Source organism: Vibrio sp. 10N.261.51.C6 (genome assembly GCF_041471785.1).
In the GTDB taxonomy this organism is placed as follows: Bacteria; Pseudomonadota; Gammaproteobacteria; order Enterobacterales; family Vibrionaceae; genus Vibrio; species Vibrio crassostreae_C.
Genome location: NZ_JBFRPB010000051.1, coordinates 90,625 through 111,204, shown reverse-complemented (window position 1 = coordinate 111,204; position 20,580 = coordinate 90,625). Strand labels below are relative to the sequence as shown.

Here is a 20,580-nt window from a genome sequence, read left to right as displayed (position 1 = left end):
TTTAACTGATCGGCATTAGCGCCTAAGCACCCCTATTTTGGTTATAAGTGGGTTTTGGCCACTTTAGCCGAAGCACTGTTTGGGTGCTCGGTTACGACTTGTTGGTAATATTTCTTAGCTTGCGTCGCGTTGTTGTTGCGCGCAGCTATGTCACCAAGCTTAACCAGTGCATCTGCTCGCTTGTTTGAGTCTTTGTAAGACACAACAGCAGCAAAGCTCTTCACGGCTTCTTCATCTTGCTTCTTAGCAAAATAAAGCTGGCCTAACCAGTAATGTGAGTTAGGTGTGAAGGTAGAATCTGGGAAGTCTTTTTGAAACTTTTGGAATGCGGCAATCGCACCCGTGTAGTCTCGTTGCTTTAGAATCATATCTACAGCATTTTGATAAGCAGTTTGCTCATCCACATCAGTACTGAACGTACCAGAAGCGTCCTTAGAGCCTTCGCTCGCCGCCACTGCTACCGTTGCTGTTCCTGCTGCTTTCACCTCGCCTCTTACGCGATCCAGTTCAATGAACAGTTCACGCTGACGTTCTAGCATTTGCTTCATATCGTAGCTGTTTCGTTCCAGCTCACCACGAAGTTCACTGAGCTCCAGTGCCATGTCGTCGATTTGCTGTTGCATTTGAAGCTGAACGAGATTGCGATTTTGAAGCAGGCGCTCTAAACGCTCAATATCTGATTCGTTAGATGCTGATCGAGAGGAAGATGATGAATTGGTTGCGGTGCTATTGAGATCGGATACTGGAGCTGGTGCAGCGAACGCGGTGTTCGCTGCACTTGCCAGTAACGAAAGCAAAATGACTCGCTTTGTGTTACTGAACATGAGGCAATTCCTCAATTATATAGTCTACTAAAATTAGTAAACTAGTACTGCGCGACGGTTTTTAGCGTACACATCTTCAGATTGACCTAGAAGAAGTGGCTTCTCTTCACCGTAGCTTACGATAGCGATTTGGTCAGCTTGAACACCTAGAGCTTGTAGGTATTTCGCTACAGCTTGTGCACGACGCTCGCCAAGTGCGATGTTGTACTCAGGAGTACCGCGCTCATCAGCGTGACCTTCGATAGTAACGTTCATGTCAACGTTCTTAACTAGGTATGCTGCGTGAGCTGCTAGCATCTCTTCGTAGTCGCCAGCGATAGTAGAGTTATCGAATGCGAAGTAGATTGTTTGAGTTTCACGTAGCGCTTGCTCTTTAAGCTCTTGCTCAGACAGTTGACCGTTAGCGTCAATTGGCGTTACAACAGTTGTGTCTACATTGCCTTCTGAACCTGAAGTTGTTTGGTTGCTTTCAGTACCAGATGTTGCAGATGTTGCTTCATCAGTTGAGCTACATGCCGTTACTGCCATCACTGGTAGTGCAATCATCAAGCCTTTAAGAACTTTGTTAAGTTGCATCTTTTTTTCCTTACGTTATCAAACTTAGTTTCTACAGCGACTAAGAGTGCTATAGATAGTTAAATGCCACAATAGTTAACACTATCAATAGCTAAAAGAATATGTAATTTTCCCTAGAGGAACGGTGACCATGCAGGCGCTCTAACGCGTCCGTTAGTTGCCGGTAATCTAGCTTTAAAACGTCCATCGATAGAAACCATCGATAGTACATTTGTTTCGTTGTAAATAGAGCTATAGATAACCATACCTCCATTCGGTGCAATACTTGGAGACTCATCTAACAATGTTTTTGTTAGTACCTGAACCGCACCGGTTTCCAAATCTTGCTTAGCCAAGTTAAAACCTGAGTTGCTGCGATTAACCATGATCATGAATCGACCATCAGGAGTGATCTGGCCACCTAAGTTTTGGCTACCTTGCCAAGTAATACGAGAAGTCGAATTATTGGACAAATTTACATTATAAATCTGTGGTTTACCACCACGATCCGATGTGAAAATAAGAGACTTGCCATCTGGGTGCCAGAATGGTTCAGTATTATTCGAACGGCCGCGGGTAATTTGAGTCAGCTTACGGCTAGCAAGGTCAAGTGTGTACACCTGAAGGCTGCCCGTTTTCGACAATACCAATGCCAATGTTTTACCATCTGGCGAGAATCTTGGCGCACCATTGTGACGAGGGTATGACGTCACTTTCTCACGTTCACCCGTGTAAATATTCATGATGAATATTTCAGCTTGGCCATTCTGGAAGCTCACATAAGCTAGCTTTTTGCCGTCTGGTGACCATGCTGGAGACATGAGAGGCTGCTTAGAACGAAGTACTAAACGCTCGTTAAAGCCATCGTAGTCAGCAACACGAAGTTGATACGGGTACTTGTCTTTATCGTTCACTACCACGTAAGAGATACGAGTTAAGAACGCGCCTTTCTCACCAGTTAGCTCTTCATACACTAGGTCTGAGATACGGTGTGCGTACTCTCTCAAGCGATTACCAGGAACCGTAGCCTTCTTATTGAATAGAACGTGATCTTTAGAAAGTACCAATTGGCCTTCATCGCTTAGTGCGCGGCTTTGTCCTTTAGTCAGTTGACCACGAACAATGTCGATAAGTTGGTAGTTCACCACATACTGCCCTTCGGCATTTTTAGTGATGCTACCGGTTAGCAGTGAATCAACGCCCAGGTTAGTCCAAGCATCAAAGTTAACCTCAGTTTCGCTGTAAGGCGTTTGAGGCATTTTGCTTGTTGCAACTGGGCTGAATTTACCACTGCGTTGTAAGTCAGAAGCGATAACCGCTGATACATCGTGTGGCAATGGCTCTGAGCCTTCCCAACGGAAAGGTACAATAGCGATAGGTCTTGCAGAGTTAATACCGTCTGTAATGACAAGCTCTAGAGCTGCATTTGCGACTTGAACACCGCTAAACAGTAAAATACTCAGAGTTAATAATAGTTTTTTAAACACACTACATTCCTTTATAGCTCAACGGTTAAATTGATGTCTTTCAGTTTGTCAACGATTGCAGGGTCAGACGGCAATGGAAATGTTCCCGTTTGAGCAACTGCGCGTTTACTTGCTTCACAAAGGCGACTATCTCCACTCAAAACACTTACGCTTTTAACGATAGCACTTGAACCTGTAGCAAGTAGACGTAAATTAACTCTACATGATTTACCTGAGAAGCTATCTTCAACACGTAAATTGCCTTGTATCATTTGTTTGTAGATTTCACCGTAACGCTGTGCTTCATCAGTAATAAATTGCTGTCTTGCTGAAGAGTTTTGAGTCGCTTCCGTTTCAAGCCCAGCAAAGATATCGTTCAATGCGGCTTCTTGTTGTTTACGCTCTTTTTCTGCTTTTGCTGCAGCTTCTTTTGCCTTACGGGCTTTCTCTGCTGCGGCTGCCGCTTCTTTCTCTTTCGCTATGCGTTGCTTTTCCGCGAGTTCAGCGGCTTCTTTCTCTTTACGAGCTTTGTCTGCTGCCTCTTTCGCTGCTTTTTCTTTTGCCACGCGTTCTTGTTCAGCTTTTGCGATTGCCGCTTCTTTGGCTTTACGCTCGTTCTCGGCTTTCACTAACGCAGCTTCTTTTAGCTTACGGTCAGCTTCGGCTTTAGCGGCTTTCTTTTGCTCTTGCTGTAAACGCGCTTCTTCAGCTTTGCGTTGTTTCTCTTTCTCAACTCGACGCTTTTCAGCTTCACGAGTTGCTTTAGCTTCTTTCGCTTGCTGTTCTTTTAGCTTGCGAATATTTTCTTCTTCAGCTTTACGATTCTTTTCAAGTCGTTCGCTTTCACGTCTTAGTTTGTCAAGACGCTCTTGCTCTTTCTTGCTTGCCGCTTCTCTTTGTTGACGAATCTGTTGAGCTTGCTGGCGAACCAACTGAGGATCAATCACCACTGCTTGAACCATCTGCCCTGTAGGCTTTGGCTCTGACATCGTGAAATCCGCCCCCCAAATGAGCGCAACGAATAAAATGACGTGCAGCCCAAGAGAAATAAGAAGCGGTGATCTGAAATTATTGGATTTTTTATTATTCGCTTTCATGAATGCTACGGAGCTATTCCCTTATATCCGTTAAAAGGCCAACCTTTGGCACACCTGCACGGCTTAATTCATCAAGTAATAAAACCACTTCAGCGTATGGCGTTGCGGCATCACCACCAACCGCCACTGGAGAGTTTGGCTTCAGAGACAACTCGGCTTTCACACGGACGATAATATCTTCCATTGATAAGCCACGCTGTACTTCTTCGTCATTAACGCTCAAGCCAAGTTCACCGTCTTTGTTCACTTCAACGATGATGAAACTTGCATTGTCGTCACCCAGTAGGTCTTGTGCCGATTTAGCCGTTGAAGCCTGAGGCAATTCAACGTCAACGCCTTGAGTAACAAACGGCGAAGTCACCATAAAAATGATCAGCAAAACAAGCATAACGTCGATGTAAGGTACAACGTTAATCTCTGCTGTCATTTTGCGTTTTTTAGGTTGGTATCCAGCCATCTATTATTCCCTGCCAGCCATCGCTTGACGGTGAAGAATACTGTGAAACTCTTCAGAGAAAGTCGCGTAGTTGTGTTCTAGCTTGCCTACTCGGCTGCTGAAGCGGTTGTACGCCATTACCGCTGGAATCGCAGCGAATAGACCCATTGCTGTTGCGATCAGTGCTTCTGCAATACCAGGAGCAACCATTGCGAGCGTCGCTTGCTTCACTTCACCTAATGCGATGAATGAGTGCATGATGCCCCAAACCGTACCAAATAGGCCGATGTATGGGCTGATAGAGCCAACGGTCGCCAAGAAAGGTAAGTTAGTTTCTAGTTCATCAATCTCACGAGCAACGGCAACGCGCATCGCACGGCCAGTGCCTTCCATAATGAAGTCAGGTGATGTTGCATTCGATTTACGAAGGCGAGCGAACTCAGTAAAGCCTGCGTAGAAAATTTCTTCAGTACCAGAAAGCTCGTCTTTGCGTTTGTTGCTCTCTTGGTACAGTTTTGCAAGATCAACGCCTGACCAAAATTTGTCTTCAAACACTTCTGTTTGTTTAGAAGCTTGAGATAACACTTTACTTCTTTTTATGATCATCGCCCAAGAAACAACAGACATGCCCATAAGAGTCAGCATGACCATCTTAACTAGTAAACTAGCTTCTAAAATTAGGCCTAAGATTGAGATTTCAGCAGTCACTATTCGTTAGCTCCGTGAGAATAAATGTTGGCATTGCTTTGGGTTTCATTTTTTGATTATCGATACATGCTACCTTAACCATTGCTTTACACAATGCCTTGCCATCAGGATTTACGATCTCTTGACAGAAGACCAAGGTAGCTCGCTTCAACTCGTAAATATTTGTTATGACTTGTAAAGAATCATCAAGACGCGCGCCTTGAATAAAATCAATGTCCATATGTCGGACTACAAAACCGATGTTTTGTTCTAACAATACTTGCTGAGAAACGCCAATTGAGCGCAACATCTCAGTTCGAGCGCGTTCGAAAAACTTAAGATAGTTTGAATGGTATACAACGCCACCCGCATCGGTGTCTTCGTAATACACAGTCACTGGCCACGTAAATAGCTTAGATAATCCCTGCAATTTGCTACCACAATCCAAAACGATAAAGATCTCACTATAACCTAACTCCTTATCATTAATAGTATATCGCTGTGAATTTTTTGATTTGAGAGACGAAAAAAAAGGCCATCTGTATAAGATGACCTCTTTTTGGCTAAAAACCCAACAAGTATAAAGGCTCACGTTGTTATGAACCTAAATCCTTTGCCTTTTATAGAAGGCGCAGCACCGTTAGGTAGAGCAAAATTGTGAGTGAAACATATGGGCTAAACAGTAGCTGCCACATCCAAGCTCTTGGCTTAAATCCGATACCGTAAACCATGCTTGAGCATACTGCCCAAATAAACATTGGTCCGATGATCGCGTTAAAGCCACCGATGCTTGTCGCATACGCTTCAGGATCCCACATCACTAAACCCACATGCATGAAACCCAATACTAGGGCTAAGGCTCTAAGCAGAGTCTTATCCATTGGTTGATGCAGCTTAGCGATTTGCTCTGCGAGATTACTCACTGTCTTTGTCCATCATTTCTGAATGCTCTAGCCATAGAGCATTGATGATGCCGAATGCACATGCTAGAAGTACACCCAAAATCCATGCGAAATACCACATAAAATTTCTCCTAAGTTATTTAACTTCTAGCTTAGTAAGCTGAAACGTCGTTATCTTCGATGTGTTTCTTATCTAGACGACCGAACATTTTGTAGTATGTCCAAGTTGTGTAGCCAAGAATCACAGGAACCATTACCGCCGCAACGACAGTCATAAGACCAAGCGTTAGCTCACTTGCTGTTGAATCCCACATAGTCAAGCTTTGGTTAGGGTTCAGGCTTGATGGCATTACGAATGGGAACATTGCAAAACCAGCCGTTAGAATAACACCAGCGTTCGATAGGCTTGAGAACAAGAATGCGAAACCACCACGCTCAAAGCGAGATGCAATCACAGCAAGCAGTGGCATTGCTACACCAAGGATCGGCGCAGCCCACATTGCTGGATAAGTTTCGAAGTTTGTCATCCAAGCACCCACTTGAAGTGATACTTCTTTGTTTAGTGGGTTTGAGTCAGCAAACGTATCGATAGTGCTCGTAATTACATAGCCTTCGATAGATTGAACCCAGAAACCACCAATAACGAATAGAGCAATAGCAATTAGGCCAGTGATCTGAGCAACGTTACGAGCACGAGCGTGCAGCGCTTCTGTTGTCTTCATTTGAAGCCATGTTGCACCTTGCATCACGAACAACATCAGAGCCAACACACCACAAAGCAATGCAAATGGGTTAAGCAGAGCGAAGAACGTACCATGGTACTTAGACATCATAAATTCGTTCAGTTCAAATGGAACACCTTGTAGTAGGTTACCAAATGCCACACCGAAAATGATTGGTGGTACTGCGCCACTAAAGCAAAGTGCGTAGTCCCAAGTTTTGCGCCATTTTGGATCTTCGATCTTTGAACGGTAGTCAAGAGCAAGTGGACGTAACCAAAGTGCAGCTAGCGTTACGTACATTGCGAAGTAAAAACCAGAGAAAGACGTCGCGTAAACCAGTGGCCATGCAGCAAACAATGCACCACCCGCAGTGATAAGCCAAACTTGGTTACCATCCCAGTGAGGGGCAATCGTGTTTAGCATAATACGACGTTCAGTGTCGCTCTTACCGATAACAGGTGACAGAGCGGCAACACCCATATCAAAGCCATCAGTTACGGCGAAACCAACCAGTAGAACACCGATCAATACCCACCAAATAAGTCGTAAGCTTTCGTAATCAAACATAATATTCCCTCACTTATACTTCAACTGAACGGCTAACTTTGTCTTCAACAGAGTTATCGTTTTGTTCGAAGTGGTAACGGCCTGTCTTCAAGCTACTTGGACCTTTACGTGCGAATTTCAGCATTAGGTAAACTTCAGCAATCAAGAACACTGTGTAAAGTGCCAGGATAGCGAATAGAGAAGTCCAAAGCTGTTCAATAGTCAGTGCTGATGCAGCAACGTTAACCGGTAGGATTTCACCAACCGCCCATGGTTGACGACCAAACTCAGCAACGAACCAACCTGCTTCAATCGCAATCCAAGGAAGTGGGATTGAGAATAGCGCAGCTTTAAGTACCCATGGTTTCTGTTCGATTTTCTGACGACACGTTTGAACAAACGCAGCACCGAATACAAACAGCATGATGAAGCCACAAGCAACCATCAGACGGAATGACCAGAATAGAGGCCAAACTGTTGGGATAGAATCATCCGCAGCCATTTGGATTTGGTCTTCAGTTGCATCAACAACGTCGTCTGTGTAGCGCTTAAGAAGCAAGCCGTAACCTAGGTCACCTTTCACTTCGTCGAACGCAGCCATGTTTTCTTCAGACTTATCGCCTGCACGTAGCTTTTCAAGCAGCTCGTACGCGTACATACCAGTACGGATACGATCAACGTGGTCATCACGTAGGTCACGTAGGCCCGTTACTTCAGTATCAAGCGAACGCGTTGCGATGATACCCATTACGTAAGGAATTTTAATTGCGTAGTCAGTATTCATTGTCTCTTGGTTCGGAATACCAAAAACAGTAAATGCTGCTGGTGCTTCTTCAGTGTGCCATTCCGCTTCTACAGCAGCGAGCTTCACTTTTTGAACTTCACCAAGCTCGTAACCAGATTCATCACCTAGTACGATTACTGACAAGATCGCCGCCATACCGAAAGACGCTGCAATCGCGAAAGAACGACGAGCAAAGGCAAGGTCACGACCTTTAAGAATGTAGTATGAGCTGATACCAAGGATGAACATTGCACCCGTTGTGTAACCAGACGCTACTGTGTGTACGAATTTAACTTGTGCTACTGGGTTTAGTACAACTTCAGCGAAGCTCACCATTTCCATACGCATAGTTTCAAAGTTAAATTCCGCACCCACTGGGTTTTGCATCCAGCCGTTTGCTACCAAGATCCAAAGCGCAGAGAAGTTAGAGCCAAGTGCTACTAACCAAGTTACCGCTAAGTGCTGACGCTTTGACAGTCTGTCCCAACCGAAGAAGAATAGGCCAACAAAAGTAGACTCTAGGAAGAATGCAACAAGCGCTTCGATAGCTAGCGGAGCACCAAAAATGTCGCCAACATAGTGAGAATAGTAAGACCAGTTAGTACCAAACTGGAACTCCATGGTTAAGCCTGTCGCTACACCAAGAGCAAAGTTAATACCAAACAATTTACCCCAGAACTTGGTCATGTCCTTGTAAATTTGCTTGCCAGTCATTACATAAACTGACTCCATAATGGCAAGTAGAAATGCCATACCTAAAGTCAGTGGAACAAATAGGAAGTGATACATCGCTGTAAATGCAAACTGCAATCGCGACAGATCAACAACATCAATCATGGTAACTCCTTTGTGTCGGCTGAATGACACTTGTGTGATTATTCACCGCAAAAATCCATGTTAAAACAATTTATGTAATTGTTATTACAAGTTGAAATTTGTAGCAAAAACGTACCGTTATAGTTAGATTATTGTTAAGCATGAGCTAATATAGCTGGCGCTAATATTACTGGTAAAATCAGTATGTTTCAAAAGGTTTATGGGAGAACCCTGCGTTGATTTGTATCAAATTTATTCGAGCAAATTAGAGTTATTTTTGTACAATTATGATTAAAATCACACCAATTATGCTTGTCTTAATAACAGTGCATGATATCTGTGACAAATGCTCAGCACCGCCTCAACATCCGAATTACAACTACCTATAAAGTATTAACAAAAAATATGACAACTTATTTCATTTCCTGTTATCTAAATTAAACCTGAAATCAAAGTTTCCATTTTTGAAGCTCCCTTTTCGATCTTTTTATCGACTCGCTCAAAGAGTTGTTATTCAGTAAAAAGCAAAAAAACCCAGCGCTTATGCAACTGGGATCTTTAAAAATGAATAATTTAACGATTGGAGGGTTTATCTATTCCAAAGTGTAAATACGCTCTGTCGGTCGCGATTCGACCTCTTGGCGTCCTTTGTAGGTAACCTTGTTGAATCAAGTAAGGTTCTAACACATCTTCAATAGTGTCTCTCTCTTCACCAATCGCGGCAGCCATGTTGTCGATACCTACCGGACCACCACCAAACTTCTCCATAATCGCCAGCAGAAGCTTTCTATCCATGTAGTCGAAACCTTTAGCATCGACATCCAACATGTTTAGCGCTTTGTCAGCAACCTCCGGACAAATATGCCCGTCGCCTTTTACTTCCGCATAATCACGAACACGGCGCAGTAGACGGTTAGCAATACGTGGCGTACCACGAGCTCGGCGAGCAACTTCTAGCGCCCCTTCGGACTCCATAGAAAGACCAAGGCAATCTGCACTGCGCTGAACGATGTTTTGTAGATCTTCAACCTTGTAGTACTCAAGACGCTGAGTAATACCAAAACGGTCACGTAACGGCGATGTCAGTGAGCCAGCACGAGTGGTTGCGCCAATCAAAGTAAAAGGAGGAAGGTCAATCTTGATAGAGCGTGCCGCTGGGCCTTCACCAATCATGATATCTAATTGGTAGTCTTCCATTGCAGGGTACAACACCTCTTCAACCACAGGGCTTAAACGGTGAATCTCATCAATGAACAGGACATCATTTTCTTCGAGATTGGTCAGTAACGCCGCTAGGTCGCCTGCTTTTTCTAGAACAGGGCCTGAAGTCGTACGAATGTTGACATCCATCTCATTGGCAACAATGTTCGCCAACGTGGTTTTACCCAAGCCTGGAGGGCCAAATATCAACAGATGGTCGAGCGCCTCGTTACGCAGTTGTGCCGCTTTGATGAAAATCTCCATCTGGCCACGAACGTGATCCTGACCTTGATAGTCAGCCAGTGCTTTAGGGCGTATTGCACGATCAATGACATCTTCATCTTTGAATACTGGGTTATCCGGTGCAATAAGGCGATCGGCTTCAATCATAAATTCTGCTATTCCTAACTATGCTCTTGTTGACTCTGCGCTTCTTGACTCTGTGTAAAGGCAAAGTGAATGAGTCTATTTTGTCGAACAAGTATATTGGGTATTAAACCATCGATTTCAGAGCTTCGCGAATCAACTGTTCGCTGGTCATGCCATCTTTAGCCACTTGAGAAACCACCTTGGAAGCTTGAGTCGGCTTGTAGCCTAATGCAAGTAGCGCACTTACCGCTTCTTCTTCCGCGTCGTGAACGGTTGGCATAGAATCAATCGGAGCTGCATCTGTCGCTGGAGTAAACAAGTCACCCGCGCCCCACCCTTTCAGGCGGTCTTTCATTTCAACAACCAGACGTTCAGCGGTTTTCTTACCCACACCCGGAAGTTTAACCAGCGTCGAGATGTCTTCACGTTCAACACTTTGAACAAACTGGCTAGCCGTCATGCCTGAAAGAATGCCAAGGCCTAGCTTAGGGCCCACACCGTTCGCTTTGATCACTTCACGGAACAGCGCACGCTCTTTAACCGTGTTAAAACCATAAAGTAGCTGCGCATCTTCACGTACAACAAAGTGCGTGTAGATGATTGCCTCTTCGCCCACGTTTGGTAATTCGTAAAAACAGCTCATTGGCATTTGAACTTCATAGCCAACGCCACTCACTTCGATTAGTAATTCTGGTGGCTGTTTTTCTATTAATGTACCGCGTAGACGTCCGATCACAATTCACTCTCTTGATGGAATATAATTTGAGGGACAGAATATAAAAGAACTGGATGCTTATCCAGTTCTTTGTGTTTATTGGGATGATTTATTTAAGCTTGCTTAGCTTGAGAAACCGAATGATTCTGGCTTCAGAAACGCCATAGCCTAGGTTATCGGTAACGCCCTTTTCTTGCACCTGTTGCTTTACCCGCAAGCGCTATCAAAGTTTTATTGGTGTTGGCGTGAGTGATCGCTACGCCTAGAGCATCGGCAGCATCGGCCTGTGGTTTAGCGGGTAACTTAAGCATGCTCATCACCATGTTCTGAACCATCGACTTATCTGCACCACCATTGCCTGTCACCGCTTGTTTGATTAGACGAGCCGCATATTCATGAACGGGGAGATCAGCATTTACCGCTGCCACTATCGCACTGCCACGCGCTTGTCCAAGCTTAAGCGCTGAGTCTGCATTCTTAGCCATGAAGACCTGCTCTATCGCAAACACATCCGGTTGGAACTGAGTGATGATTTCGCTCACACCGGCGTAGATTTGTTTGAGTCGGCCCGGCAACTCTTTTTCTGAGGTGCGAATGCAACCACTCCCTAAGTAATATAGGTGGCGGCCATTTTGACGAATAACACCGTAACCGGTAATGCGTGAGCCAGGGTCAATCCCTAAGATAATAGACATAACTTCAAATACTGATTATTTATACATGCTTTATGAGCTTAGTATATCGAACGCAAAAAAAAATGCCCGTCAAATTAACGGGCATTTTCTAATTACTGACAGGTCTGGCTAATGAATTAAGAGCTCTCTATCAACTAGGATCTCTTCATCAACAAGAAAAGATAACAGGCTTACGCTTGCTCTTTTTTCTCTGCCAATTTAACTGCGATTGCTAGCTCTTCCAGCGATGCTGGGTTCGCTAGGCTCGGCGCGTCTGTTAGTAGACATGCTGCTGCTGTTGTTTTCGGGAATGCGATAACGTCACGGATGTTCTCTGTACCACAAAGCAGCATTGCTAGACGGTCAAGACCGAATGCTAGACCAGCGTGTGGTGGCGTACCGTACTTAAGCGCTTCAAGTAGGAAGCCGAACTTCTCTTGTTGCTCTTGTGCTTCGATACCTAGGATACCGAATACCGCTGTTTGCATTTCTGCGTTGTGAATACGTACAGAACCGCCGCCTACTTCGTAGCCGTTGATTACCATGTCGTATGCATCTGAATTTGCTGCTGCTGGGTTCGCTTTTAGCTCTTCCGCGTTCACACCTAGTGGTGATGTGAATGGGTGGTGCATTGCGTGTAGGTTACCTTCGCCGTCTTCTTCGAACATTGGGAAGTCAACAACCCACAGTGGAGCCCATGCAGATGTGTCTGTTAGCTCTAGATCCGTACCTAGTTTAAGACGAAGTGCGCCCATTGCTTCAGCAACGATGCCCGCTTTGTCTGCGCCGAACAGAATGATATCGCCAGATTCAGCTTGAGTACGATCTAGAATACCGTTGATTACGTCTTCGCTTAGGAATTTAGCAACTGGAGATTGAATACCTTCCATGCCTGCAGCACGGTCGTTAACCTTCATCCAAGCTAGGCCTTTCGCGCCGTAGATGTTTACGTGTTCAGCGTAGCCGTCGATTTGCTTACGAGTTAGCTTAGCACCACCTGGAACACGGATAACTGCTACGCGACCTTTTTCGTCGTTAGCTGGGCCAGAGAATACCTTGAATTCAACATCTTTAACCAAGTCAGCAACGTCCACTAGCTCTAGTGGGTTACGTAGATCTGGCTTATCAGAACCGAAACGACGAATCGCTTCAGAGAAAGGCATTACTGGGAATTGGCCTAGTTCAACATCTAGAAGTTCTTTCCACATATCGTGAACAAGCTTCTCAGTCACGTTACGTACTTCTTGAGAAGTCATGAAAGATGTTTCGATATCGATTTGAGTAAATTCAGGCTGACGGTCAGCACGTAAATCTTCATCACGGAAACATTTAACGATTTGGTAGTAACGGTCAAAACCAGACATCATCAGCAGTTGCTTGAACAGCTGAGGAGATTGAGGAAGTGCGTAGAAGCTACCTTTGTGAACACGGCTTGGTACTAGGTAGTCACGAGCACCTTCTGGTGTCGCTTTCGTTAGTACTGGCGTTTCGATGTCTAGGAATAAGTTCTCATCTAGGAAACGACGAACGAAGCTAGAAGCACGTGCACGAAGCTTAATACGGTCGCTCATTTCTGGACGACGAAGATCGATGTAACGGTACTTAAGACGCTGCTCTTCAGAGTTCGTTTGGTTGAAGTCTAGTGGAAGCGCTTCTGAACGGTTAATGATCTCTAGACCCGTCGCGTAAAGTTCTACTTCACCAGTAGCCATGTCTTTATTTACTTGGCTGTCCGGACGAACTCGTACTTCACCAGTAAACTTGATACAGAATTCATTACGCAGTTGGTTAGCGATCGGGAAGATATCTTTCATATCTGGATCGACAACAACCTGAACGATGCCTTCACGATCACGCATATCAATAAAGATAAGACCGCCTAAATCACGGCGACGGTTTACCCAGCCGCACAATTCTACAGTTTGTCCCGCCAGGGACTTGTTCAGGTTACCACAGTAATGGGTACGCATAATGAATTTCCCAATCTCTTAATTATTTACTAATTTCCAAGCTGTCAGTGGTCATTCCACACAACAGAGCAAAGGAACATTTATACGCGGAAACTCGCTTAAAATCGACCTTCCACATTCGAATTTATTGTGTTTTATCTGGCTTTGCTGCTTTTTAGCCCATCAAGTGCGCAAAGATTCATCAAAACCGAAAAAATTGCGATAATTATATCTCGAAAGTACCTTAATCAGCAAAACTCTCGTAAAGTAGATTTTCGTTTCAACCCAAAAACTTTTTGTAATGACTGATGGCGTGATGGATAACGGTGTAATAGATGGATAATCGTGTAATAACAACAGAAACTTTACCTCTAAGACTTGGATTAACTATGTGGTCTCATTCTGAGTGGCAAAGTCAGTTCTACGGTAAAGGCACCAAGCCTGCCGAACGCTTGGAAAAATACACCCAAGTTTTCCATACCGTTGAGGGCAACACCACCTTTTACGCTACGCCAAGTATGTCTACCGTTCACAATTGGAAAGCCGCCAGTCACGATGATTTCAAGTTCACCTTCAAATTGCCCAAATTCATCACCCACCAGCAACAACTGAGACACTGCCAAGCCGAACTCAAAGAGTTCTTGATGACGATGTCGCCACTGCATGACCGTATTGGTCAATGGACGATTCAGCTGCCGCACAGTTTTGAGCCCAGCATGCTGCCTGCCCTACAAAAGTTTTGCACCTTATTCCCAAAAGATATGCAGCTTGGCGTCGAAGTTCGACACTTAGGTTTCTTTGATAAGGGCGATGCGGAAAAACGCTTCAACCAATGGCTGGTTGAGGAAGGCATCAATCGCATCATTATGGACAGCCGCCCCGTTTTCTCTGCGCCACCCACCACAGAAGCGGTGATCGATGCGCATCAGAAAAAACCGCGTGTTCCTGTTCATGCAATTGCTACCGCCAATAACCCGATGATTCGATTTATTGGTCACCCAGACCAAGAACCTAATATTGAGTTTTTTAAGCCTTGGTTTGCCAAAATCCCAAACTGGCTTAATGAAGGCAAGCAGCCCTATTTAATGATCCACACCCCAGACAATAACCACGCACCTGAACTTGCGATTGCTATTTATAAGAGGCTACAAAAGCAAGTCTCTGAAAATACATCATTATTACTGCCCGAACTGGCTCAGTTTCCAGCTCAAAAAGGCAATCACCAAATCTCGATGTTTTAACCTCTCACTTGTAAGTAGCTTCGAACCTTGAGCTAAATCTCAGTTTTCGTGACAGTGGCGTTTTTTTTACGTAAAATACGCCCCCTTTTATTTGGTACGAATTTTGTGCCAATTACGCTGACTGTCGAGAGAAAATGCTATGAGCAACACAGACAATATCTTTTCCGCTCCTATTGATAAAATTGGAGACTTCACCTTTGATGCAAGGGTTGCTGAAGTATTTCCGGATATGATTCAACGTTCGGTGCCTGGCTATAGCAATATCATCTCTGCAATCGGCATGCTGGCTGAGCGCTTTGTAAAGCCACACTCAAATATTTACGACCTTGGCTGCTCGCTTGGTGCTGCGACACTTTCTATGCGTCGTCACATTCAGCAAGAAGGCTGCACGATTTTCGCGATCGATAATTCAGAAGCCATGGTTGAGCGCTGCAAATTGCACGTTAATGCTTACCGCAGTGACACACCGGTAGAAGTGATTGAAGCCGACATCCGTGAAGTGGAAATCAAAGACGCTTCTGTTGTGGTGCTTAACTTTACGCTGCAATTTCTTTCTCCAGACGATCGATACGCTCTGCTTGAGAAAATTCATGCTGGCCTGCGCCCAGGCGGGATCTTAATCCTGTCAGAAAAATACGTATTCGAAGATGAAAGCTCAAATGAACTGCTTATCGACCTGCACCATGATTTCAAACGTGCTAACGGGTACAGCGAGCTAGAAGTAAGTCAGAAACGTAGCGCAATTGAAAACGTGATGCGCCCGGATTCGATCCCTGTTCACAGAGAGCGATTTGATAAGATTGGCTTCTCAAGCAGCGAAGTCTGGTTCCAATGTTTCAACTTTGGTTCAATGTTCGCGATAAAGTAAACATTTTAGATTACGTAACCGTCGCGACACCGTTAGCACGTACTAAAATGTCATCCTCAAGAGCGAGGAACAAACGAATTGGGGATCTCTTATCAAACACGATAAACGAGATTCCCTAGCATGTTTGTCCACACTTTTAATGGAGTGACAAATTTAATTTCTACACCACCAACTCAGTGAAAACCTATGTTTAATTTTGCCAATTTTTATCAACTTATTGCCCAAGATACTCGCCTTCAGCCGTGGCTAAATGTCCTGCCACAGCAACTGACCGATTGGCAAAATGCAGAGCACGGTGACTTTGACCGCTGGCTACGTGCACTAAACAAGATTCCACAAGACGTGCCAGATCAAGTTGACCTGAAAAATTCAGTGACGATTGGTAGTTCTACGCCATACCACACAGGCGAACTGAAAAAGCTAGAAAGCTTATTGAAGACTTTCCACCCGTGGAGAAAAGGTCCTTATACGGTTCACGACATCCATATCGATACAGAGTGGCGCAGTGACTGGAAATGGGATCGTGTGCTTCCACATATATCTCCATTAAAAAACCGTTCGGTTCTCGATGTAGGTTGTGGCAATGGTTACCACATGTGGCGCATGCTGGGTGAAGGTGCTCGCTTAACGGTTGGTATCGATCCTTCCCACCTATTCTTGGTTCAGTTTGAAGCAATTCGTAAGTTGATGGGCGATGACCAACGAGCTCACCTATTACCTCTAGGTATTGAGCAGCTCCCAAAGCTAGAAGCCTACGACACGGTATTCAGCATGGGCGTGCTTTACCATCGTCGTTCACCACTGGACCACTTGATTCAACTGAAAGACCAATTGGTGTCTGGCGGTGAACTGGTTCTTGAAACCTTGGTGATTGAAGGCGATGAGAACGCAGTATTAGTTCCGGTTGACCGTTACGCGCAAATGAGAAACGTCTACTTCTTCCCTTCAGCTCGCGCACTGAAACGCTGGCTAGAACAAGTTGGTTTTGAAGACGTACGAATCGTTGACGAAAATGTCACGACAATTGGTGAACAACGCACCACAGAATGGATGACACACAACTCTCTTCCAGATTACCTCGATCCGAACGATCCAAGTAAAACGGTTGAAGGTCACCCTGCACCGAGACGTGCGATTCTGGTAGCAACAAAGCCATAGATTTACTGCCCACAAAGCAGTGGCATATTGAGTAAATAAAGCACAAGCCTATTAAGGCAGCAAAACAATTGCTTGCATGGTCAAAAAGCCACTGTTAATTTCGCGGTGAACCTTGCTTCCTTAGCTTAAGAATTGAACAAAAATTGACTTGTGTTTAATAAGTGAGCTATTCCAAATAGCAATAATTGGCGTAGCGCTCACATTGCGATTCAATATGACCAGACTCTTACAATAGGATGCTTCACGCATCCTTTTTTGTGGGCTAAACTTCTAAATAGTCTGAACTATTCTCTAATTCTCAAAGGTTTTTTTATGTTTAAGCGATTATCGCCTATTGTGGCGGTTGGTTTGCTCTCTGGTTGTACTCTTACAAATGGTGCTACCTACCACCAAGAAACTCTCGACGCTATTTCCCGCTCAGAGACAAACATCGCAAATAAGGTTCAAAATCTTGAACTGCAACTAAGCAATCAAAGTGACTATATTGAAAGCTTAGAAGACGAAATTACTACCCTTTCTAGTCAATTAGATACCCATCTAACGAGCATGGAACACAAGGTTATTGAAGAGCTAGAGGAAGAGGAACCGGTCGCTATTGCCGTTGCTCCTATCGCTCCTATATCACAACCGACTATCCTTGGCGGCATCGAAAAAGTGTTTATCGACTCTATCAAGCAAAGCTTTGATGCTCGTGTTGATACAGGTGCAACCACCTCCTCTTTAAACGCTGTCGATATCAAAGAATTCGAACGTAACGGCAAGAACTGGGTTAAATTTCACCTAGACGACAAAGCCCAAGCTAAAGAAGACCAGAAATGGATTGAAGCGCCTGTTGTACGTTATGTAAAAATCCGTCAATCAACCAATGATCAAGCAGAACGTCGAGCTGTGATCGAATTATGGGTGAAAGTTGGAAAAATCCATGAAAAAGCGCAATTTACATTGGCGGATCGCTCTCAAATGAGTCACCCTGTGTTACTAGGGCGCGAATTTATCAAAGACATAGCGCTAGTAGATGTAAGTAAAAAGTACGTACAAACGGAAGTTAAATAACAATAGTAGGGTAAGCTATGACGTCAAGAATTCCATTTTATATCTCTATATTCCTGCTTATTGTGGCAGGTATAACACTGAGTATGTTCAGACATACGACCTACGGTGTACCTTGGACTCCAGGGGAAACCAGACAGGTTTGGGACGTTGAAGCTCGCATCGAGTTCAACGCAGTAGGCAAAGAAGCAAAAGTTTCCTTAGCGGCTCCTCATACTCAGTCTAACTACACACTTATCGGCGAATCGGCTTCATCGCCAGGTTATGGTATCTCTTACTTGAATACCGAATCAGGTCGCCGCGCAGAGTGGTCTATTCGATACGCAGATGGCCCTCAAACTATCTACTACAAAACACAATTCCTAGTCGACAACCAAGCAAAAGTTGATGCTATACCGCCAGAAGGCGAAGTCGCACAGCCAAGCTTCGACGGCCCTGAAGAAGCCGCTTCTTTTGCATTGATTGATAGAGCGACAAAGCGTTCTGCAGACAACCTCACTTTTACCCGTGAGCTCATCAAAACACTTAACGATCCAGACAGCCAAAACTCAGCGCTTATTCTGAATAACATGACTAAAGTGGAAGCGACACACAAGCTACTTTCAGCAGCAAACATTCACAATAAAGTGGTTGGTGTTATCGAGCTAGAAGATGGACGTCGTCGTCAATCTATCCAGCAAATGAACCAGATCTGGGATAACGACCAATGGGTTTTATTCTCTCCTGAATCAAGCGAACAGCAAGTTCAGCCAAACCTGCTAATTTGGGATGAATCAAATGTATCTCTATTAGACGTGGTTGGCGGTAAGAACAGTAAAGTTCACTTCTCGATGATTGCTCAGGAGGTGACTCCCACTGAAGCAACCAACAGTAAAGTCTCTGCGGATCAACTGTTAAACCTTTCCATTCATAGTCTGCCGCTAGAAGAGCAAGCGATGTTTAAAACCATCATGCTGATTCCTATCGGTGCTCTGATTGTTGTGTTCCTTCGTGTCATCATAGGTCTGAAAACGTCCGGTACCTTCATGCCAGTACTGATTGCGGTAGCCTTTGTGCAAACACAATTGGTAACGGGTATTGTCGGTTTCCTACTTATCGTAGGTACGGGTCTGATTATTCGAAGTTACTTGTCCAAACTCAACTTACTACTGGTCGCTAGGATATCCGCCGTAATCATCACGGTAATCATGATTATTTCTGTATTCACTGTGGTCGCGTTTAAAGTGGGTCTGACTGAAGGTCTATCCATTACGTTCTTCCCTATGATTATCCTATCTTGGACTATCGAACGTATGTCTATCCTATGGGAAGAAGAAGGCGCGAAAGAAGTAATGCTGCAAGGTGGTGGTTCTCTATTCACTGCGGTTCTTGTTTACTTAGGCATGACTAACCCGTTCATTCAGCACTTAACGTTTAACTTTATTGGTTTACAACTTGTTATTCTAGCGACCATCTTGCTACTAGGTAACTACACAGGATACCGTCTAACCGAGCTTCGTCGCTTTAAACCGCTAGCGGAGGACTAAGTTATGTTTGATCAGTTTACTTCACCGTTTAGGTTGAAAGACAAAGGCATAATGGGAATGAACAAGCGTAACCATAGTTATATTGGTCGCTACAATGATCGTTCCAAGTATCCACTCGTTGATGACAAGCTTAAGACTAAAATCATTGCTGAACAGGCTGGCGCTACTGTGCCAAAACTGATTGGCGTTATTGGTCATCAAGCTGAAGTAAAAACAATCCACAAGATGGTAAAAGAGTGGCCGGGTTTCGTAATCAAGCCAGCTCAAGGCAGCGGCGGTAAAGGAATCCTTGTTGTGACTTCTCACAAGGACGGCGTTTACACCAAGCCATCGGGTTCGACTATCAATGAAGAAGACGTAGAGCGCCACATCAGTAACGCTCTCGCGGGTCTTTTCTCACTCGGTGGTAAGAACGATGTTGCTGTAGTTGAAAACCTCATCAAGTTTGACGAGTGTTTTGACGGCTTCAGTTACGAGGGTGTACCAGATGTACGAATCATTGTATTCAAGGGCTACCCTGTAATGGCGATGATGCGTCTATCGACTTCGGCTTCTGATGGTAAAGCTAACTTGCACCAAGGTGCTGTGGGCGTAGGTATTTGTATCGCTACGGGTAAAGCCGTTCGTGCGGTTCAATTTGACCACCCAGTGACTCACCACCCAGATACGGGTAAAGAGTTGGCGCTACTACAAGTACCCCATTGGGAAAAGCTGCTGACACTTGCATCAAGTGCTTGGGAAATGACAGGCCTTGGTTACATGGGTACTGACATGGTTTTAGACCAAGAAGAAGGCCCGATGGTACTGGAGCTAAACGCTCGCCCTGGATTAGCAATACAGATTGCAAACGGCGCAGGTTTATTACCTCGCTTGCATCATATTGAAAACCTGGGCACACCGGCTGAATACCCAAAACCAGCAGAGCGCGTTGCCTACGCTGCTAAGCAATTTGGTGTTCACGGTAGCGAAATTGTTCAAAACTAAGCTCATCTAAA

The 20,580-nt window shown here is 44.6% G+C and carries 21 protein-coding genes; 6 read left to right on the top strand and 15 right to left on the bottom strand.

The window, feature by feature from the left end; genetic code table 11:
* Positions 1-41: 41 nt before the first annotated feature.
* The 15 genes from ybgF to aspS form a co-directional block, all read right to left on the bottom strand.
* Positions 42-824 carry a tol-pal system protein YbgF gene (gene ybgF / locus AB4375_RS14070; RefSeq protein WP_372051828.1) on the bottom strand — a complete coding sequence of 261 codons (783 nt, stop codon included), beginning with the start codon at positions 822-824 and terminating at the stop codon, positions 42-44.
* A gap of 33 nt (positions 825-857) precedes the next feature.
* Positions 858-1,400, bottom strand: a complete 543-nt coding sequence (gene pal, locus AB4375_RS14065; protein WP_372051827.1) for a peptidoglycan-associated lipoprotein Pal — start codon at positions 1,398-1,400, stop codon at positions 858-860.
* Positions 1,401-1,513: 113 nt separating this feature from the next.
* Positions 1,514-2,866, bottom strand: coding sequence for a Tol-Pal system beta propeller repeat protein TolB (gene tolB / locus AB4375_RS14060; protein ID WP_372051826.1), 1,353 nt, complete (start codon positions 2,864-2,866; stop codon positions 1,514-1,516).
* Between the two features lie 11 nt (positions 2,867-2,877).
* The gene (gene tolA, locus AB4375_RS14055) at positions 2,878-3,942 is read right to left on the bottom strand and encodes a cell envelope integrity protein TolA (RefSeq protein ID WP_017070008.1); all 1,065 of its coding nucleotides are present in this window, start codon (positions 3,940-3,942) and stop codon (positions 2,878-2,880) included.
* 13 nt (positions 3,943-3,955) lie between these two features.
* Positions 3,956-4,399, bottom strand: coding sequence for a protein TolR (gene tolR, locus AB4375_RS14050; protein ID WP_017062072.1), 444 nt, complete (start codon positions 4,397-4,399; stop codon positions 3,956-3,958).
* A 3-nt stretch (positions 4,400-4,402) separates the two neighbouring features.
* Positions 4,403-5,086: a protein TolQ gene (gene tolQ / locus AB4375_RS14045; RefSeq protein ID WP_017063515.1), complete on the bottom strand. Its 684-nt coding sequence runs from the start codon at positions 5,084-5,086 to the stop codon at positions 4,403-4,405.
* Positions 5,076-5,513, bottom strand: a complete 438-nt coding sequence (ybgC, locus tag AB4375_RS14040; RefSeq protein WP_017062074.1) for a tol-pal system-associated acyl-CoA thioesterase — start codon at positions 5,511-5,513, stop codon at positions 5,076-5,078. Before ybgC ends, tolQ begins: the two co-directional genes overlap by 11 nt.
* Before the next feature lie 172 nt (positions 5,514-5,685).
* Entirely contained in the window at positions 5,686-5,988 is a 303-nt protein-coding gene (ybgE, locus tag AB4375_RS14035; protein ID WP_017062075.1) for a cyd operon protein YbgE, read from the bottom strand.
* The gene (gene cydX, locus AB4375_RS14030; RefSeq protein WP_000270284.1) at positions 5,981-6,088 is read right to left on the bottom strand and encodes a cytochrome bd-I oxidase subunit CydX; all 108 of its coding nucleotides are present in this window, start codon (positions 6,086-6,088) and stop codon (positions 5,981-5,983) included. Before cydX ends, ybgE begins: the two co-directional genes overlap by 8 nt.
* A 31-nt stretch (positions 6,089-6,119) precedes the next feature.
* Entirely contained in the window at positions 6,120-7,256 is a 1,137-nt protein-coding gene (gene cydB, locus AB4375_RS14025; protein WP_017062076.1) for a cytochrome d ubiquinol oxidase subunit II, read from the bottom strand.
* 13 nt (positions 7,257-7,269) lie between these two features.
* The gene (cydA, locus tag AB4375_RS14020) at positions 7,270-8,856 is read right to left on the bottom strand and encodes a cytochrome ubiquinol oxidase subunit I (RefSeq protein ID WP_017062077.1); all 1,587 of its coding nucleotides are present in this window, start codon (positions 8,854-8,856) and stop codon (positions 7,270-7,272) included.
* A 552-nt stretch (positions 8,857-9,408) separates the two neighbouring features.
* Positions 9,409-10,425: a Holliday junction branch migration DNA helicase RuvB gene (gene ruvB, locus AB4375_RS14015; RefSeq protein WP_017062078.1), complete on the bottom strand. Its 1,017-nt coding sequence runs from the start codon at positions 10,423-10,425 to the stop codon at positions 9,409-9,411.
* Between the two features lie 103 nt (positions 10,426-10,528).
* The gene (gene ruvA / locus AB4375_RS14010) at positions 10,529-11,140 is read right to left on the bottom strand and encodes a Holliday junction branch migration protein RuvA (protein ID WP_017062079.1); all 612 of its coding nucleotides are present in this window, start codon (positions 11,138-11,140) and stop codon (positions 10,529-10,531) included.
* Positions 11,141-11,292: 152 nt separating this feature from the next.
* Positions 11,293-11,814 (bottom strand): crossover junction endodeoxyribonuclease RuvC, encoded by a 522-nt coding sequence (gene ruvC, locus AB4375_RS14005; RefSeq protein WP_008219936.1) that lies wholly within the window; start codon positions 11,812-11,814, stop codon positions 11,293-11,295.
* A gap of 170 nt (positions 11,815-11,984) precedes the next feature.
* Positions 11,985-13,763: an aspartate--tRNA ligase gene (gene aspS / locus AB4375_RS14000; RefSeq protein ID WP_017062081.1), complete on the bottom strand. Its 1,779-nt coding sequence runs from the start codon at positions 13,761-13,763 to the stop codon at positions 11,985-11,987.
* A 314-nt stretch (positions 13,764-14,077) separates the two neighbouring features.
* On the opposite strand from aspS, the gene AB4375_RS13995 reads away from it, so the two are divergent.
* The 6 genes from AB4375_RS13995 to AB4375_RS13970 all read left to right on the top strand — a co-directional run bounded on the left by AB4375_RS13995 (position 14,078) and on the right by AB4375_RS13970 (position 20,569).
* A complete protein-coding gene (locus tag AB4375_RS13995; protein ID WP_029235140.1) occupies positions 14,078-14,983 on the top strand; it encodes a DUF72 domain-containing protein in 906 nt (301 codons plus the stop codon).
* A gap of 139 nt (positions 14,984-15,122) precedes the next feature.
* Positions 15,123-15,851, top strand: a complete 729-nt coding sequence (cmoA, locus tag AB4375_RS13990; RefSeq protein WP_017062083.1) for a carboxy-S-adenosyl-L-methionine synthase CmoA — start codon at positions 15,123-15,125, stop codon at positions 15,849-15,851.
* A gap of 186 nt (positions 15,852-16,037) precedes the next feature.
* Positions 16,038-17,009: a tRNA 5-methoxyuridine(34)/uridine 5-oxyacetic acid(34) synthase CmoB gene (cmoB, locus tag AB4375_RS13985; RefSeq protein WP_017062084.1), complete on the top strand. Its 972-nt coding sequence runs from the start codon at positions 16,038-16,040 to the stop codon at positions 17,007-17,009.
* Between the two features lie 312 nt (positions 17,010-17,321).
* A complete protein-coding gene (locus tag AB4375_RS13980) occupies positions 17,322-18,062 on the top strand; it encodes an ATP-dependent zinc protease (RefSeq protein WP_017062085.1) in 741 nt (246 codons plus the stop codon).
* Positions 18,063-18,079: 17 nt separating this feature from the next.
* Positions 18,080-19,585 carry an inactive transglutaminase family protein gene (locus AB4375_RS13975; protein ID WP_372051825.1) on the top strand — a complete coding sequence of 502 codons (1,506 nt, stop codon included), beginning with the start codon at positions 18,080-18,082 and terminating at the stop codon, positions 19,583-19,585.
* Positions 19,586-19,588: 3 nt separating this feature from the next.
* Entirely contained in the window at positions 19,589-20,569 is a 981-nt protein-coding gene (locus AB4375_RS13970; protein WP_029235672.1) for an alpha-L-glutamate ligase-like protein, read from the top strand.
* Positions 20,570-20,580 lie beyond the last annotated feature (11 nt).

Bases quoted from the DNA above. Each gene is read 5' to 3' on its own strand.
- ybgF (WP_372051828.1), bottom strand. From the start codon at position 824: ATGTTCAGTAACACAAAGCGAGTCATTTTGCTTTCGTTACTGGCAAGT.
- pal (WP_372051827.1), bottom strand. From the start codon at position 1,400: ATGCAACTTAACAAAGTTCTTAAAGGCTTGATGATTGCACTACCAGTG.
- tolA (WP_017070008.1), bottom strand. From the start codon at position 3,942: ATGAAAGCGAATAATAAAAAATCCAATAATTTCAGATCACCGCTTCTT.
- tolR (WP_017062072.1), bottom strand. From the start codon at position 4,399: ATGGCTGGATACCAACCTAAAAAACGCAAAATGACAGCAGAGATTAAC.
- cydX (WP_000270284.1), bottom strand. From the start codon at position 6,088: ATGTGGTATTTCGCATGGATTTTGGGTGTACTTCTAGCATGTGCATTC.
- cydB (WP_017062076.1), bottom strand. From the start codon at position 7,256: ATGTTTGATTACGAAAGCTTACGACTTATTTGGTGGGTATTGATCGGT.
- cydA (WP_017062077.1), bottom strand. From the start codon at position 8,856: ATGATTGATGTTGTTGATCTGTCGCGATTGCAGTTTGCATTTACAGCG.
- ruvB (WP_017062078.1), bottom strand. From the start codon at position 10,425: ATGATTGAAGCCGATCGCCTTATTGCACCGGATAACCCAGTATTCAAA.
- ruvC (WP_008219936.1), bottom strand. From the start codon at position 11,814: ATGTCTATTATCTTAGGGATTGACCCTGGCTCACGCATTACCGGTTAC.
- aspS (WP_017062081.1), bottom strand. From the start codon at position 13,763: ATGCGTACCCATTACTGTGGTAACCTGAACAAGTCCCTGGCGGGACAA.
- AB4375_RS13995 (WP_029235140.1), top strand. From the start codon at position 14,078: ATGGATAATCGTGTAATAACAACAGAAACTTTACCTCTAAGACTTGGA.
- cmoA (WP_017062083.1), top strand. From the start codon at position 15,123: ATGAGCAACACAGACAATATCTTTTCCGCTCCTATTGATAAAATTGGA.
- cmoB (WP_017062084.1), top strand. From the start codon at position 16,038: ATGTTTAATTTTGCCAATTTTTATCAACTTATTGCCCAAGATACTCGC.
- AB4375_RS13980 (WP_017062085.1), top strand. From the start codon at position 17,322: ATGTTTAAGCGATTATCGCCTATTGTGGCGGTTGGTTTGCTCTCTGGT.
- AB4375_RS13975 (WP_372051825.1), top strand. From the start codon at position 18,080: ATGACGTCAAGAATTCCATTTTATATCTCTATATTCCTGCTTATTGTG.
- AB4375_RS13970 (WP_029235672.1), top strand. From the start codon at position 19,589: ATGTTTGATCAGTTTACTTCACCGTTTAGGTTGAAAGACAAAGGCATA.